The sequence below is a fragment of the Kaistella sp. genome (assembly GCF_032060305.1).
Lineage (GTDB): Bacteria > Bacteroidota > Bacteroidia > Flavobacteriales > Weeksellaceae > Kaistella > Kaistella yananensis.
In genome coordinates this window covers 15,496-30,551 of the sequence record NZ_DAMBHK010000008.1, presented here as the reverse complement: position 1 = coordinate 30,551, position 15,056 = coordinate 15,496, and the positions used below count along the sequence as shown (strand labels likewise).

The 15,056-nt window shown below is 38.8% G+C and carries 13 protein-coding genes; 7 read left to right on the top strand and 6 right to left on the bottom strand.

The genetic code is table 11. From position 1 onward, the window contains the following. Positions 1 to 1,067, bottom strand: a 1,067-nt coding sequence (locus V5N63_RS02100) for a S49 family peptidase (RefSeq protein ID WP_332032562.1), incomplete at its 3' end; no start/stop codon positions are given. A 21-nt stretch (positions 1,068 to 1,088) separates the two neighbouring features. On the opposite strand from V5N63_RS02100, the gene folK reads away from it, so the two are divergent. The 5 genes from folK (at position 1,089) to fmt (ending at position 7,087) form a co-directional block, all read left to right on the top strand. After that, entirely contained in the window at positions 1,089 to 1,511 is a 423-nt protein-coding gene (folK, locus tag V5N63_RS02095; RefSeq protein WP_332032560.1) for a 2-amino-4-hydroxy-6-hydroxymethyldihydropteridine diphosphokinase, read from the top strand. A 10-nt stretch (positions 1,512 to 1,521) separates the two neighbouring features. Then, a complete protein-coding gene (locus tag V5N63_RS02090) occupies positions 1,522 to 2,652 on the top strand; it encodes an OmpA family protein (RefSeq protein WP_332032558.1) in 1,131 nt (376 codons plus the stop codon). A gap of 28 nt (positions 2,653 to 2,680) precedes the next feature. After that, positions 2,681 to 4,126 (top strand): OmpA family protein, encoded by a 1,446-nt coding sequence (locus V5N63_RS02085; RefSeq protein ID WP_332032556.1) that lies wholly within the window; start codon positions 2,681 to 2,683, stop codon positions 4,124 to 4,126. An 80-nt stretch (positions 4,127 to 4,206) separates the two neighbouring features. Then, the gene (locus V5N63_RS02080; RefSeq protein WP_332032554.1) at positions 4,207 to 6,111 is read left to right on the top strand and encodes a RecQ family ATP-dependent DNA helicase; all 1,905 of its coding nucleotides are present in this window, start codon (positions 4,207 to 4,209) and stop codon (positions 6,109 to 6,111) included. A gap of 31 nt (positions 6,112 to 6,142) precedes the next feature. Further along, complete coding sequence (gene fmt / locus V5N63_RS02075; protein WP_332032552.1) at positions 6,143 to 7,087, top strand: methionyl-tRNA formyltransferase; 945 nt, start codon at positions 6,143 to 6,145, stop codon at positions 7,085 to 7,087. A gap of 2 nt (positions 7,088 to 7,089) precedes the next feature. Here the strand turns inward: fmt and V5N63_RS02070 are convergent, their stop codons facing one another. Both V5N63_RS02070 and tsf read right to left on the bottom strand, forming a co-directional pair. Continuing rightward, entirely contained in the window at positions 7,090 to 9,417 is a 2,328-nt protein-coding gene (locus V5N63_RS02070; RefSeq protein WP_332032550.1) for a choice-of-anchor L domain-containing protein, read from the bottom strand. Positions 9,418 to 9,513: 96 nt separating this feature from the next. Beyond that, positions 9,514 to 10,335 (bottom strand): translation elongation factor Ts, encoded by an 822-nt coding sequence (tsf, locus tag V5N63_RS02065; protein ID WP_265145084.1) that lies wholly within the window; start codon positions 10,333 to 10,335, stop codon positions 9,514 to 9,516. A 138-nt stretch (positions 10,336 to 10,473) separates the two neighbouring features. Between tsf and V5N63_RS02060 the strand changes: the two genes are divergently transcribed. Continuing rightward, positions 10,474 to 11,055 carry a DUF6759 domain-containing protein gene (locus tag V5N63_RS02060; protein ID WP_265145085.1) on the top strand — a complete coding sequence of 194 codons (582 nt, stop codon included), beginning with the start codon at positions 10,474 to 10,476 and terminating at the stop codon, positions 11,053 to 11,055. A gap of 5 nt (positions 11,056 to 11,060) precedes the next feature. Here V5N63_RS02060 and V5N63_RS02055 read toward each other — a convergent pair whose 3' ends face one another. Genes V5N63_RS02055 through V5N63_RS02045 form a run of 3 tightly spaced genes read right to left on the bottom strand, consistent with a single transcriptional unit; the run spans position 11,061 to position 13,807 of the window. Continuing rightward, positions 11,061 to 11,756, bottom strand: coding sequence for a tRNA1(Val) (adenine(37)-N6)-methyltransferase (locus V5N63_RS02055; RefSeq protein ID WP_332032546.1), 696 nt, complete (start codon positions 11,754 to 11,756; stop codon positions 11,061 to 11,063). 13 nt (positions 11,757 to 11,769) lie between these two features. Continuing rightward, complete coding sequence (locus tag V5N63_RS02050) at positions 11,770 to 13,224, bottom strand: HAMP domain-containing sensor histidine kinase (protein ID WP_332032544.1); 1,455 nt, start codon at positions 13,222 to 13,224, stop codon at positions 11,770 to 11,772. Further along, complete coding sequence (locus tag V5N63_RS02045; protein ID WP_332032542.1) at positions 13,211 to 13,807, bottom strand: riboflavin synthase; 597 nt, start codon at positions 13,805 to 13,807, stop codon at positions 13,211 to 13,213. The genes V5N63_RS02050 and V5N63_RS02045 overlap by 14 nt, the downstream gene beginning before the upstream one ends. Before the next feature lie 110 nt (positions 13,808 to 13,917). Here V5N63_RS02045 and pdxA point away from each other — a divergent pair, with 110 nt between their 5' ends. Next, on the top strand, positions 13,918 to 15,009 hold the full coding sequence (gene pdxA / locus V5N63_RS02040; RefSeq protein ID WP_088469777.1) for a 4-hydroxythreonine-4-phosphate dehydrogenase PdxA: 1,092 nt from the start codon (positions 13,918 to 13,920) through the stop codon (positions 15,007 to 15,009). Positions 15,010 to 15,056 lie beyond the last annotated feature (47 nt).

Here is a 15,056-nt window from a genome sequence, read left to right as displayed (position 1 = left end):
TTTGCGCTTCCGCCAGGGCTGTTTATTCTGAAAACCACAGCTTTGATTTTATCGTTGTCGGTTATTTTTTTGATTTCCTTTACGAAGTTTTCAGCGTATACTGCGTCGAAGCCTTCTCCGTTGTAAATAGCTCCCGAAGCGTATAAAACAGCAATCTGGTCATCTTTTTTAAAGTTTTCTTCTTCATAGGAACTGATGTATTTGCTGAACGAAATTTTGTTAAGTTTATCTCTTTCTTTTATTTTAAGTTTAGCTCTTATAAGGTCATCATATTCGGTTTTTTGAATCAACCGGTCGGCAAGTTTATACTGCAGGCTCAAATCCGGAATGATGCCGTAAAGGCTGTCAACCACAGTTTTGAACTGGTTTAAATCCATTTTTCTGGATGCAGCAATTTTATTTGAATTATGAGACCATAAATCATTCAGCATTGTAGAAATCTGCTCTCTGTTTTCCGGCGACATATCGTCTCTCATAAAAGGTTCAACGGCAGATTTATATTTTCCGTGACGAATGATTTCTGTCCCGATGCCGAATTTGTCGGTAAAACTTTTCATGTAAAGTACCTCTGTGCTTAGACCTTTAAGTTCGATGCCACCTGCAGGATTTAGGAAATATTGCTCCGCTACAGAACCTAAATAATATGCAGGTTGGGATACATTATTGCCATATGCATACACAAATTTACCGGTTTTTTTGAAGTCTTCTAATGCAGCACGTACGGCATCCAATTGCGTCATACCCGCACGCAGTCCGTCGGTTTCAATGCTTATTCCCTTTATTTTATCATCGGTTTTTGCTTTTCTTATTGCCTCTACAATATCATACAACATCACATTATTTTCTTTCTCACTGAAATCGAAAATATCTTTGTTGTCTTCGGCAGGACTGTCGATAATATTTGTTTTAAAGTCCAAAGTAAGTACAGAATTGTCTTTTATGGCAGATTTTTTGTTACCGCTAAAAGCAGATACGGCAACCAGCATCACCAAAAACATAAAAAAAAGTCCGCCAATCAGCATAATTGCTACTATATTTGCTAAGACATTTTTAAAAAAACTTTTCATAATCTTTATATATTTCAGGATATGTCGCAGCAATTGGTCACTTTGTTACTTGGAAGCAATTTAGATTTTCCGGAACGAAATATAGAGACTGCAATCATCAAAATAGAAAATGAACTTGGTAATGTTGTTGGCCGCAGTGAAATGTTGCGCACAAAACCTGTAGAATTTGTTAGTAATAATATTTTTTGTAATATTGCATTGCGTATAAAAACACAATTTTCTCCCATAGAACTGCTGAATTCAATAAAAAAAATAGAGTTTGAAATGGGTAGAACAGAAGATTCATTGATAACGAAAGGGTATATAGACAGGGTTATTGATATAGATATTGTCTTTTTTGGGAACTTGAATTTTAATTGCAGCAGATTAAAAATTCCTCACGAAAAACATGTTAAAGAACGTGAATTTTCTAAAAAATTGTTGTTAAGCATCAGAAAACATTAAAAACATAAATATGAAATTAGGTTTATTTTTAGCATTTTTTCTGCCTATTGCTTTCTATGCCCAAGATGGCACTTCTATAGAGGATAATCAGAAATATCCAAACACGTTTTCTAACGGTTCTGCCAATGTTTACAACTTCAATAATTCATCGAGGAAATTCAATGATTGGGCAATCTCGGTTGGTGGTGGTGCAGCATTGATGGCAAAAGCTGATTTAACATCTTTCTATGGTGATGAAATTAACTGGGGCTGGAACGCATACGTAAGTTTGGACAAACAGATTACACACACCTTTGGTCTTGGTCTACAATACCAAATGGGAGAATCCAACCAGCGGGGACAATTGCCTGGTGCTGAAGGTGTTAAAGCAGGAGTCGCCGATGCATGGACCAAATATCAACAGGTTTCTCTACTTGGTGATATTAATTTTTCTAACCTTCTTCGAAGAGTTGATAACAATTCGGTTTTCCGGTGGGCTCTTCATGGGTACGCGGGTGTAGGAATTCAGGGTTATGAAACTTTACTCCTGGACCAGGATATCTCTAACTATAATCCACGAACTTTTCCGCTTGCTGTAGACCAAAAATTCGGCATTAATTCGTTTTTCTACCAAGGTGGTCTGGGACTTAAGTACAAAGCATCAAAGTTGATTGATTTGGAACTTAGAACCATGTATATCATGAGTGGTGACGAGGAATTCGATGGTGGTGGAGATCGAAGAGATACTAATTCGCCAAGAATCAACTATAACCTGATTAATGATTCTTACAGCGATGACCTTCTTACTGTAAACCTCGGGTTATCCTTTAAATTGGGTAAACACGATACCCACCTGGCATGGCACGATCCTTTACATGAAGCTTATAGCAGAACAACTACTCTAGAGAACACTCCAGATGAATTTATTGTTTGTGAGAAAGGCGACAATGATAATGATGGAGTTTGCGATGATTGGGACAGACAGCTTGATACTCCTGCCGGCGCGAGAGTGGATGGTGCAGGTGTAGCACTGGATATGGATTTAGACGGGGTTATCGACTTGTTCGATCAGTGTGTAACCGTTCCCGGACCTGTTGAGAATAATGGCTGTCCTTCTGGTGCCGCTATAAATGTAAATACTGGTAACAGCACAGGACAATAATAAACATCACATTACAAATAAATAAATTATGAAACTAAATTTAACAAGCTTTGCTTTAGCACTAGTATTACCTGCTGCTATCTACGCACAAGACTCAGTTGCGGTTTCTACTGAAGGTTATCCTAATACTTTTACTTCAGGGTCTGCAAATGTTTCTCCTTTTACTCAGGAATCTAAGAGATTTAATGACTGGTCAATTTCTGCTGGAGCCGGCGTTCCGCTGGTACAGTCTGCCGACCTAACTTCAATTAAAAACGGAAACGGTAAGAACGTATTTGGGTATTCTGCATATTTAAGTATCGATAAAGCAATTACCCATGCTTTTGGTTTAAATTTGCAGTACGACAGGGGTGAAACCAGACAGGGATGGTTCAATACCAAAACAGATAACGCATCAGGAACAGGAAATCCATACCAGGATGTAGGTGCGAGAACACAGTACGACGCAATCTCATTATTGGGAGATATCAATTTTTCAAACTTATTGAGAAGAGTTGATAACAAATCACCTTACAGATGGGCATTGCATGGTTATGCTGGTATAGGTACTTTAGCGTACAGAGCTTATCTTGAAGATGCTTCAGGACAAAGATTAATGACCGAGATTAAGCCCTTCAAGCTGAGCTCGATGTTCGGTCAGGCAGGTGCAGGGTTGAAATATAAAGTAAACAGAAAAATTGATATTGAAGGACGTGTAATGTACTTTGTAACCGGAGACGATGAATTTGATGGCGGCGGTGGACAATACAGCCCGATCAATCAGCGTGAAGATCAGGTTTCCGATAACTTCTTCAATGCTACTTTAGGACTATCTCTTAAATTAGGTAAGCACCAGTCTCACCTGATGTGGCACGATCCGTTACAGGAAATCTACTACAAACTTGATGTTTTGGCAGACAGAAACCAGGATGTTGAAGTATGTAAGAAAGGAGATGCTGATAACGACGGCGTATGTGATGATTGGGATAGACAACTTGATACTCCTGCAGGTGCAAGAGTTGATGGAGCAGGTGTAGCACTGGATACAGATTTAGATGGAGTAATCGATCTTTATGACAAATGTGTTACCGTGCCAGGCCCTGTGGAAAACAACGGTTGTCCTACAGGCGGAACAGTTACAGATAACACAAGAACTTTAGAAGGTATCGAATTTGATTTGGATTCTGATAGAATTCTTCCTTCAAATACACCAATTCTTAATAACGCTGTAAACTATATCAACTCTTCATCCGGTTCTTACAATGTGATCGGAGGTACAGATACAAGAGCTTCAGATGCTTACAACCAGAAGCTTTCAGAAAGAAGAGCGAATTCTGTTAAAAACTATCTCATCCAGAATGGAGTAGAAGCGGGTAAACTTGAAGCGATCGGTAGAGGTGAAAAAGACCTGAAATATCCGGAGTGCGACCCAGCGACAAAATGTCCTGAATGGAAAAACAGAGCAAACAGAAGAGTGTACTTCGAAGCTAAATAATTCTCAGTAATTATCATATTAAAGCCACGCATTGCGTGGCTTTTTTTGTTTTATGAATTTTGTTTCTGTAATTTTACTCCATGATTTCTTCCCAAGATTTTCACCGGCTAAAGTTCGATACCTTAAAACATTTTTGGGGTTACAGCACATTCCGAGATTCTCAGGAAGAGATCATTGATACCGTAATTTCTGGCAAAGATTCATTGGCTTTGCTTCCTACTGGTGGTGGTAAATCACTCTGTTATCAGCTTCCGGCACTCATTTTAGAAGGTACGTGCATTGTAATTTCCCCGCTTTTGGCTTTAATGAAAGACCAGGTTTATCAGCTTAAAAATAATGGGATTGAAGCCGAATATCTCTCATCTGAACTCGATGTATTCGATGCTGAAACCATCTTTAACCGATGCAAGGAAGGACTTACCAAATTGCTTTATGTGTCTCCGGAAAGACTTACCAACAGGACTTTTCTGCAAAACCTCGAAGAAATTCAGATTTCGTTTATTGCCGTAGATGAAGCGCACTGTATTTCGGAATGGGGGCAGGATTTCCGGCCGAGTTATCAGCACATCAAAGATTTTCGGAACCATTTTAAAGAAATTCCATGCCTGGCGCTAACAGCAACGGCAACACCGAAGGTTCTTCAGGAAATTCAGGTCAAACTCAATCTAAAGAATCCGGAAATTTTCAAAAAAAGTTTCCGCCGAACCAATATCAAAATCATTTCAGACAAAATTTCAGATAAATATCAAAGAATTTTCAACCTGCTGAAATATAACAACTCGTCGGGAATCGTTTATGTAAGGACAAGAAAAGAATCTGAAGAGTTGGTAAAGTTTCTGCAAAACAACAAAATCCAGAATGTTGATTTTTTCCACGCAGGATTGCCCGCAAAAGAAAAAAATGCAAAACAGAATTTCTGGCTGAAAAGTCAGCAACATGTTTTAATTTCCACCAATGCTTTCGGGATGGGAATCGATAAGGATAATGTACGGTTTGTCGTGCATTTTTCTCCGCCGCAGTCTTTGGAAAATTATTATCAGGAAATCGGGCGGGCAGGTCGCGACGGGCAGCCGTCTTCAACGTTTCTGTTCTGGAATGAGCAGGAACTTGCAAATTTTGATCAGATCTTACGGAACCAAACACCCACCAAACAGGAGTTTTACAATATCGTTTCTTATCTCTATTCCAGTTTTCAGATTGCTGAAAATGATTTGCCGGAAAATGTATTTCAACTACACGTTCAGAAAATTCAGAATTTTACCAAAACTTCTATGGCGAAAATTAAAAATGTACTGAATTTTCTTCACAACCAGGAAGTTGTTTTTTTCAACAATAACCGTTCGCTTTCTTCTCTGGAATTAAAAATTAATCCTGAAGAGCTCGATCTGCTGGCAAAAAAGGATGCATATTTTATAGAACTTCTGCTTCGGAATTACTCCGGACTTACGACCCACAAAATCCTCTTCAGCGAATTTACCCTCAGTAATAAAATGAATGTTGACCCGCATCTAATAAGAGAACGGATTAAGGAACTGCAGCAGAAAAATTATCTGGAATATATCGATGGTGCACTGGCTAGCATCAAATTCCTTAAACACCGGGACGATCGTGCCATTAAAGGAAAATACTGGAATCTTTTTGAGCAGATTCAGAAAAATAAACTTCAGAAGTGGGAAGAAATGAAGTTTTTTGTACAGGATACCGATTTCTGTAAAATGAAACTTATTCTGTCTTATTTCGGTGAGAAGAATGTTAAAAACTGCGGTAACTGTACAGTATGTGAGAAACAGAAAGAAGGCGTTTTCGGAAGAAATATCTCCCACGAAATCATCGAAATCCTTCAACAGAAACCCTCCAGCATAGAAGAGGTTGCCATCAGATTAAATTACTACGAAAAGGAAAATATCCTTGAAAATCTTATCTATCTGCTGGATTCCGGAAAAGTAAAAATGCTGAATTTCCGGACTTACGCATTGAATGAGTAAGCATAATTTTGCCTAAAACTTTAAATAAAAAATGAAATCATTAAAAGTCATATTTTTCGGAACTCCCGAGTTTGCAAAAACCTCGCTTCAGGCTATTCACCAATCTCAACACAAAATTGTCGGGGTGGCAACCGTTGCCGATAAAGCAAGCGGACGCGGACAAAAAATTCATGAATCACCCGTGAAAACTTTCGCCGTAGAAAATCATCTGCCGGTTTTTCAGCCTGAGAAATTAAGAAATCCGGAATTTTTAAAGAGCATAAAAGATTTGGATGCTGACGTTTTTGTAGTGGTAGCCTTCAGAATGATGCCTAAAGTTTTATTCGAAATGCCAAAATTAGGAACTTTCAACCTTCACGCATCGCTTCTGCCGGATTACCGTGGCGCGGCTCCGATTAATTATGCCGTAATTAACGGGGAAAAGAAAACCGGCGCAACCACTTTCTTCATCAATGAAAAAATTGACGAAGGTAATATTCTTCTTCAGCAGGAAATCGAAATTTCACCAGAAGAAAATGCGGGTGAACTTCACGACCGTTTAATGGAAATGGGCGCAAAACTTGTTGTGGAAACTTTAGATGGTTTGGCGGAAAATTCAATCGAGGAAAAACCGCAGCCTGATGTTGAGCATCCAAAAAATGCTTTTAAAATTTTTAAAGAAGATACCAGAATCGACTGGACAAAAGACGCTGAAACAGTTCATAATTTCATCCGCGGAATGTCGCCTTATCCTTGTGCGTTTACGACTTTGAAAATTGGCGGGGACGAAAAAAACCTGAAAATTTATAAAGGTAAATTTGAGGTGCTGCCGCACGGAAAAACTCCGGGAAGTATAGAAATTGACAAACATTCTTTTAAAATTTTTGCCAAAAACGGAATTTATTATCCGGAAGAATTACAGCTTGAAGGTAAAAAACGGATGAATTTAAAAGATTTTCTTAATGGTTTCCGGCAGTTTGATACCATTTCCAGGTAAATTTAATTTCTGTTTTTAAGTAAAATCCAGCCTTTGTAGGATATCGGAATTTGTGTGTCGGGTTCCGTCCAGTTCAGGACATACCAATAATTAGCGGTGGGTAAAGTTCTGCCGCTGTGTTTTCCGTCCCAGATAAACTGATGTTCTTTCGAGGTGAAAACCAGAGTGCCGAACCGGTCGAAAATCTGCAGGCTAACGTTGTCTTTAATCCTCAGATCCGAATAATCAAGCACATCGTTGATTCCGTCGCCATTTGGCGTAATAACGTTAATCAAATTAATGATCAGAAATTCCTTTTCTACGGTTTGGCATTTTTTTGCATCCCGAACATATATTTTGTGCAGTCCACGAGGAATATCTGTAAATACATTAGAATTCTGAAAAGTGATATTGTCTAAGGAATATTCGTAGGGTTGAAGTCCACCGCTTACAAAGACTGTAGCCGTATTTCCGGAAACATCGATGTTGGTAATCTGAGGTAACGTTGAGGCTGTAACTTTCACTGTTTGACGGTAAACGCATCCATTAGAGCCTAAATCGACCCAATACTCTCCGACAGCAAGGTTGTTAATTTCCCAAGTTGTTTCGCCGGTGCTCCATGTATAAGAATCGAAGCCGGGACCTGCGTCTAAACTCGTTGTGGCATTGCTGCAGATCACTTTGTCCTTTAAATCTTCCGATTTTTTGGGTGATTTAAAGTTCAGGCTTAATGTCGCTACATTCGGGCAGGCCGATAAACTCTCGATTCTGATTCCAAAAACTTTCGAATTACTGATTATTTGGTTTTCTGGAATGGGATTCACCTTTTTTCTAGCATCTTGCGGAGAATTGTAAAATGTTACAGTCGCCTGCGCTGAAGATGTAAACCGTGTTTGATAATTTTTCAGATTAATACTGATGTTTCCATCACGGTCGTTGTCGCATACATCATCAGAAAAAGAATTAGTGATCAAGGGTGTTTTGTTGCCAATTTTAAGAATGATTTCACCATATTCCGGGTTACAGCCAAAAGCGCTTTCAATTCGAATGTAAATGGGTGTGTCGGTGGTGAGGAGCCAGCCGTTCTGCAGTTCTGTTCCAGGAGTTCCGCTTTGTGAAGCGGATTTTTCGAGATAATATTTTGGCTGATATCCTGAATTGAAATTAGAAATAATCTGTGAATCGAGATTTGAGAAATCTACCGGAACGCTTCCTGATAAATTATCATCACACAGAGAATATGTTCCTAAATTCAGGGAAGGTTTTTCCTGAATTTCTATTTGTACAGAACCTGTCAGAATACAACCGCCAACATTAACTTCAACTCCGTAATTCCCGTTACTCGCAGTTACGCCGGGGATACTGAGCTGTGGTTGTGTTGCTCCCGAAATCGATATTCCATTTTTAAACCACTGGTACGAAGTAGCGCCTGTGGTGGTGGCATCTAAAATTTTAGAACTTCCTTCGCAAACCGGATTATTGGTTGAGATTAAAAGATCTGGGCCCAAATCCTTTTTACCTACAAAGCTCCCGGCTTTCAGAAGAACCGCAGAATCGTAACGGCCTGTTCGGTCGGAACCTGCCAAATGGTCGGCAATAACCAGTTTGATGTGATATTTTACACCGGGAATAATATCGGTTTTTGCGGTAAGAACTTTGGTTTGTCCATCAAAAGCGGTAGGAGAATTGATTCCGTTGAAACTTCCAAAATATGCAGTGTTTCTGGGACAGTCTTGGGCCGTGTTAATGGTGAGCGATGTCACTGGATCCTGGGTTCCCGGAACGAGGGCGATATTGGTATATGGATCACTGCTACCGGCTTTTTTAATCAGGAATGCAAATCCGTCGGAGTAGGTGCAGTTGGTCCTGCGGTATTCTTCAGAAAGAAATAAATATTCGAAACTGATTCCTGAAGTATTGCTGGCCACAAAATCGAATTCAATGGAAGTTGCATTCAGGTAGTTCCAGACGCTTTCCTGTAGCGCATCTGCAAGGTCTTGGTCGCCAGACCAGTTACTGTCCTGATCATCCAACAAAATATTATTAGGTCCAGGAGCATTTTGAACAGATCCCGTGCTTAGAATAATTCCCTTGTTGATATCGAAAGGCAGAGTGCCTTTTTCAAAATAACCGTAACTCGAAGAACTGCTTCCGAAGTTCTGCCATCCTTTTGCAGAAACATTGGATACGGTGATGCAACCCGAATTTTGTGAACCGATAAAGATATCGCGTACAAGCTCTTCTGCACTATAAGTCGAGGAATCAACTGTAATGTATTGCTGTGCCTGAGGAGAAATGTTGAACACCATGAAAAGCAGTGCAAAACTGCTGAATATATTGGCTCTGTACATAGTATTTTTCCGGGAGACAAAATTACTTCATAATTACCGAAAAAAAATCTCTTCCATGGTTAATGGAAGAGATTTATATGAAAAAAAGATTTTCGGTTATGCAAGACTTACTCTTACAAAACCTACCACTTTTAAATCTCCGTTTACAGATTTTACGTAATCAGCTACAGAAACACCGCTGTCTTTAATGAAAGCCTGGTGAACCAATGTGTTGTCTTTGTAGAATTTCTGCATTTTTCCTTTAAGGATATTATCGATGATGTTTGCAGGTTTACCTTCTTTAGTTAAGATTTCTCTTTCGATATCAAGCTCTCTGTCGATAACTTCCTGAGAAACCATCGTTTCATCAAGTGCAATTGGGTTCATTGCAGCAACCTGCATTGATACAGCTTTTGCAGCTTCAGAGGCCCCGTCAACATCAGCAGAAAGTGAAGTGATCGCAGCAATTTTGTTTCCTGCGTGGATGTATGCTCCCAAGAATGGACCTTCGATAGTTTCGAAAGAACCGATCTCAATTTTTTCGCCGATAACACCAGTTTGCTCGATTAGTTTTTCAGCAACAGTAGTTCCCTGGAAATCTGAAGCTAAAAATTCTTCTTTTGTTTTTCCTAATGCAAGTTCAGCAAGCTCGTGAGCCAACTTTACGAAATCGTCATTTTTTGCAACGAAGTCTGTTTCGCAGTTTAACGCGATAATTACTCCCGCAGTATTGTCTGCATTTACTTTAGCGATAACAGCACCTTCCGTAGATTCTCTGTCGGCTCTGTTTGCAGCAACTTTCTGGCCTTTTTTTCTAAGAATTTCAATCGCTTTATCGAAATCTCCTTCAGCTTCAACCAAGGCTTTTTTGCAGTCCATCATTCCTGCTCCTGTAATGTTTCTTAATTTGGCTACGTCTGCAGCAACGGGTGTATACATAAAATTTATTTTTTATATTAAAAATTGATTAGTTTAGCTTTAATTTTAAGCGTTGCAAAGATAATAAATTTCATGCAAACTAAAAAGAACAATTCTTCGTTATTAGTAAAATTTAAACTTCTATAAATCATCGTATTAATGAAAAGATATCTATATATTCTCGTTTTTTTTATTCCGTTTTTTTCTACGGCGCAGTCTAAATACACTGCTGCACAGGTAGAGAAAAGCACAGATCCGCAGGTGATTGCTAATTTTATTAAGTATAACCCTACTCATCCTAAAACTCCGGAATTCAAACGTAAGCTTCTTGCAGTAATCAACGGTGATAAAGCACCGGCTGAAAGAGCTAATGTTGCTAAACCCAGCGTTAAGCCCATCAGTACAAGTAAGTTAAAAACGGAGATTAAGAGAGATGTAGCAAGAAGCGGTGGTGTTAGTGAAAAAAATAAACGAACGGCTGAGTTGTTAACCCACATGTTCAATACTGATCCTACAAGCAAAAATGCATACATACAGATCATAAACAAATCGAAATGCAATCTCATCGTAAAAATCAGCGGAAGAAAGTTTTATAATCTTGATGTACCGGCCCACAACCAGAATTTTTTACTCATTGATAAAGGAAATTATACGATTACCACTTCAGTGTGCGACGCTAAATATTCGTCGGTTAAAAACATCAATAAAGATATTGTAGTTACGCTGAATGCTCCAAAATAATTGGCTTATTTTCTGAAGACGTGAAAATCTTTGGTCAGCTCGAGGTAGCTATCACTGTATTTTCTTGGTGATTTTTCGATGACGAATTCGGTTTCGATTACTTTTCCGGCGTTTAATCCAAACTCCAGAATCAGTCTTTTGGGAGTAGCGGTTTTTATTCCAGAAATGGTAATCTTTTTTGTTGGGAAGAGGTTGTGTTCTCTACAAATTCTTTCAAAATCATTTCCGGAATTAAACGGGATAATGACCGATAAAATTCCTTTTCCGGAAAGACTTTTTGAGGCGTTTCGGATTAAATCAACAAAAGAAAGTTCTGTCTGTTGCCGGGCCAAAATATCTTTTTCTGAAGAATTTTCTTCGAAATACGGTGGATTGGAAACGATTAAATCAAATTTCTCCTCCGTTTTGATTTGCTTGAAATCCTGCAAAATAGCTTTTAATCGGTCGCTGTATGGCGAATTCCTGAAATTTTCTGAGGCGAGAGTTACGGCTACTTCATTGAGGTCGATGGCAGTTATAAAGGCTTTTGGATTTCGCTGCGCGATCATTAAAGCAATTAATCCTGTGCCTGTGCCTATTTCTAAAATATTTTCAGCCTTTTCAACCGTTGCCGAGGCGCCAAGCAAAACTCCGTCAGTTCCGACACGGAAGACTTTTGCTGATTGATTAACAGTGAATTTTTGGAAGTGAAAAGGTTTCATTAAATAAGAAAATCTACATATTTGTAGGCAAAGAAATTGTAAATGTAGAACCTTTACCGACCTCAGATTTTACTGAAATCTGGCCTTTGTAATCTTCTACCATTTTTCTTACCATGGTTAAACCGAGACCGGTTCCGCTTGTTTTTGAAGTGAAATTAGGCTCGAAAATCCTGTCGTAAAGATCCTCGGGAATTCCTGTTCCGTTATCATCCACGGTAATAATAACTCTTTTTTGGCGCTGTTCCACGTCAAGATTAATGATATTGTCGCGGTCGTCGTGTTTCGCCTGGCGGGCATTTGCCACCAAATTGGTAATGATTCTGGAGAGATAAATTTTGTCCATTTCAACCATAATAATATCTCTGTTGGAATGGAAATAAATTTTTTCGTCGCTGAAAACATTAATGATGTTCTTAATTTCTTTATTCAGGTCGAATATTTCGTTGTTTTTTTCAGGAAGTTGTGCAAACTGAGAAAAAGCACTTGCAACGGTTGCCACCAGATCAATCTGGTCTACCAATGTGCGGCTTAAATGTTTTACTTTGTCGCGGATATCGGGATCTGCCGGATCAAATTTTCTTTCGAAGTTTTGTATGGTGAGTTTCATCGGGGTAAGCGGGTTTTTAACTTCGTGTGCTACCTGCTTTGCCATTTCGCGCCAGGCTTCTTCTTTTTCCTTAAAACTGAGGCGCTGTTTCTGTTCCTGAATCTGGAGAATCATTTTGTTGTAAGCTTTCACCAGCTGGTTCAGTTCGTCGTTATGATAATATTTAATGGGTTTTGGATCATCTTCAAACAGCGTAATCTGGTTGATTTTGTCTGAAAACTTTGTAACGGCGCGCGTAAGGTTATTCGAGATAATCCAGCTGAGCCAAACGGAGATGGCGATTATGAAAAGATTGACGATAATAATGTAATTTACATATTTGTTGAAAACACTGAAGTAAGCACCGTCGTTATGATAAAAAGGAAAAAATACAATACCGATAGGCTCCAGCATATTATTCTTCAAAATCATATATGAGGAAGAAACATTGGCCCCTATTTTTTTATCGTAAGTCTGAAAATCTACTCTGGTATCGCTTTTAAGTACGCGGTTTATTACTTCGAGCGGAATTTCTTTCTGCGCGATAAGATTAATGTCCTTATTGGAAATCAAAAATTTACCTGATAAGTCATAAATGATGATGTCCTGGTTATTGATGTCGGCAATTTCGAAAATGTCATTGGCTAAAATCTTTGGTAAATCGTTGGTTTCAACCTGGGTATGGCTTACTGAATAATCCAGGGCCGACATCAGGGCTTCAGATTTTTTCTGAAGATCCGTACGGCTTTGTGCTACTGCATTGTTGCGTAAAATAAAATAGGAAAGGGTAGAGGAACTCGCGATACTGAGTAAACAGATCAGGAGGAATCCCCAGAAAACTTTATTTCTTAAGCTATAACCTTTATATTTAGAGAAGGGCATTTTTTTTCATCAGTTTCGTTACATATTTTCCTATAATGTCGAATTCCAGATTTACCACATCTCCGGGCTTGAGATTTTTCATATTGGTGAATTCCCACGTGTAAGGAATAATGGCCACCGAAAACCTGCCCGAATCGCTGGAAGCAACTGTTAAACTGATGCCGTTCACCGTAATAGATCCCTGGGGAACGGTAACATAATCATCGGTTTCGTCGTACTGAATGGTGATAAAAAAACTTCCGTCTTTGTCTTCAATTTTTTCAACGGTTCCGGTTTTATCTACATGACCCTGAACAATGTGGCCATCCAGTCTTCCATCCCACTTCAAACAGCGTTCCAAATTCACTTCTGTTCCTACAATCCATTTTCCGAGATTGGTTTTTTCCAAGGTTTCAGCAATGGCAGTAACGGTGTAACTTCTATCATTGATTTCTACCACGGTAAGGCAGCAGCCATTATGTGCCAAACTTTGGTCAATCTTTAATTCCTGAGTAAAGGGACAGGTGAGTGTAAAATTAATATTCTCTGCGCTGTGTTCAATTTTTTCAAGTGTTGCGGTAGCTTCGATGATTCCTGTGAACATAAGATCGTTTTTTTTGGTAAAGAAAAATTTAGTTTCAAATAAGTACAGAATAGTTATTTCTAAATTGCTAAATTTGTGAAATTCTATTAATCTTCAAAGATAAATTAAAAATGAGTGCTAAACACCATAAAGTAAGGGTAGGAATTTCAATCGGGGATTTCAACGGGATAGGCCCGGAAATCATTATGAAATCACTGAAAGACAAAGCGATTACCGAATTTTTTACGCCCATCATTTTTGGTTCCGGGAAATTGTTTACTTATCAGAAAAACATTTTTAAGCTTCAGCACAATTTTAATTATATCACCGAAGCCACTCAGGCGGTGGGCGATAAGATTAATATGGTGAATCTTACCAAAGAAAATGTAAATGTAGATTTAGGAAAACCTACGGAAGAATCGACCAAAATGGCAATTGATTCGCTGCAGGCGGCAACAGAAGCATTAATGAAAGGTGAAATAGATGTTTTAGTCACTGCGCCCATTAATAAAGATGAAATGATGAAACATGGTTTTGCGCATGCAGGACACACCGGTTATCTTGAAGAAAAATTTGGTAAAAAAGGATTGATGTTTTTAGTGACCGATGATCTGAAGGTAGCAGTATCTACCCACCACATCCCGATTGCTCAGGTTGCCGAAAGCATTTCAAAAGAAAAAATAAAAAAGCAGATTAAAATGCTGAATCAGTGTCTTATTGAAGATTTCCAGATTCCGCGGCCTAAAATTGCAGTGTTGGGCTTAAATCCACATTCCGGTGACGGTGGTGTGATTGGTAAGGAAGAAATTGAAATTATTTCGCCTGCCATTAAAGAACTTTTCGATAACGGGGTTTTAACGTTCGGGCCATTTCCGGCCGACAGTTTTTTTCAACCCGTGAAGTACAAAAATTTCGATGCAGTTTTAGCGATGTATCACGACCAGGGTCTGGCACCCTTTAAAACATTGGCTTATGAAGAGGGAGTAAATTATACTGCCGGATTGCCCTTCATCCGAACATCTCCGGATCACGGCGTAGCCTATGATATTGCAGGACAGAATATTGCCGATGAAACGAGTTTTACCGAAGCAATTTTCACTGCGATAAAGATTTTTAAAAACCGAAAAGAGTATAATGATCTAATGACCAACCGTATGCAGCCACGTAAAAATGCTGCAGCAAATGGCGTAGACGAGGATTTGCCACAGGAAAAACACAGTTAAAGTTTTTAAAATTATTTTTCTTAAATAATTGTTTTGAAAATTATTTG

Bases quoted from the DNA above. Each gene is read 5' to 3' on its own strand.
- folK (WP_332032560.1), top strand. From the start codon at position 1,089: ATGTCGCAGCAATTGGTCACTTTGTTACTTGGAAGCAATTTAGATTTT.
- V5N63_RS02090 (WP_332032558.1), top strand. From the start codon at position 1,522: ATGAAATTAGGTTTATTTTTAGCATTTTTTCTGCCTATTGCTTTCTAT.
- V5N63_RS02085 (WP_332032556.1), top strand. From the start codon at position 2,681: ATGAAACTAAATTTAACAAGCTTTGCTTTAGCACTAGTATTACCTGCT.
- V5N63_RS02080 (WP_332032554.1), top strand. From the start codon at position 4,207: ATGATTTCTTCCCAAGATTTTCACCGGCTAAAGTTCGATACCTTAAAA.
- fmt (WP_332032552.1), top strand. From the start codon at position 6,143: ATGAAATCATTAAAAGTCATATTTTTCGGAACTCCCGAGTTTGCAAAA.
- V5N63_RS02070 (WP_332032550.1), bottom strand. From the start codon at position 9,417: ATGTACAGAGCCAATATATTCAGCAGTTTTGCACTGCTTTTCATGGTG.
- tsf (WP_265145084.1), bottom strand. From the start codon at position 10,335: ATGTATACACCCGTTGCTGCAGACGTAGCCAAATTAAGAAACATTACA.
- V5N63_RS02060 (WP_265145085.1), top strand. From the start codon at position 10,474: ATGAAAAGATATCTATATATTCTCGTTTTTTTTATTCCGTTTTTTTCT.
- V5N63_RS02055 (WP_332032546.1), bottom strand. From the start codon at position 11,756: ATGAAACCTTTTCACTTCCAAAAATTCACTGTTAATCAATCAGCAAAA.
- V5N63_RS02050 (WP_332032544.1), bottom strand. From the start codon at position 13,224: ATGCCCTTCTCTAAATATAAAGGTTATAGCTTAAGAAATAAAGTTTTC.
- V5N63_RS02045 (WP_332032542.1), bottom strand. From the start codon at position 13,807: ATGTTCACAGGAATCATCGAAGCTACCGCAACACTTGAAAAAATTGAA.
- pdxA (WP_088469777.1), top strand. From the start codon at position 13,918: ATGAGTGCTAAACACCATAAAGTAAGGGTAGGAATTTCAATCGGGGAT.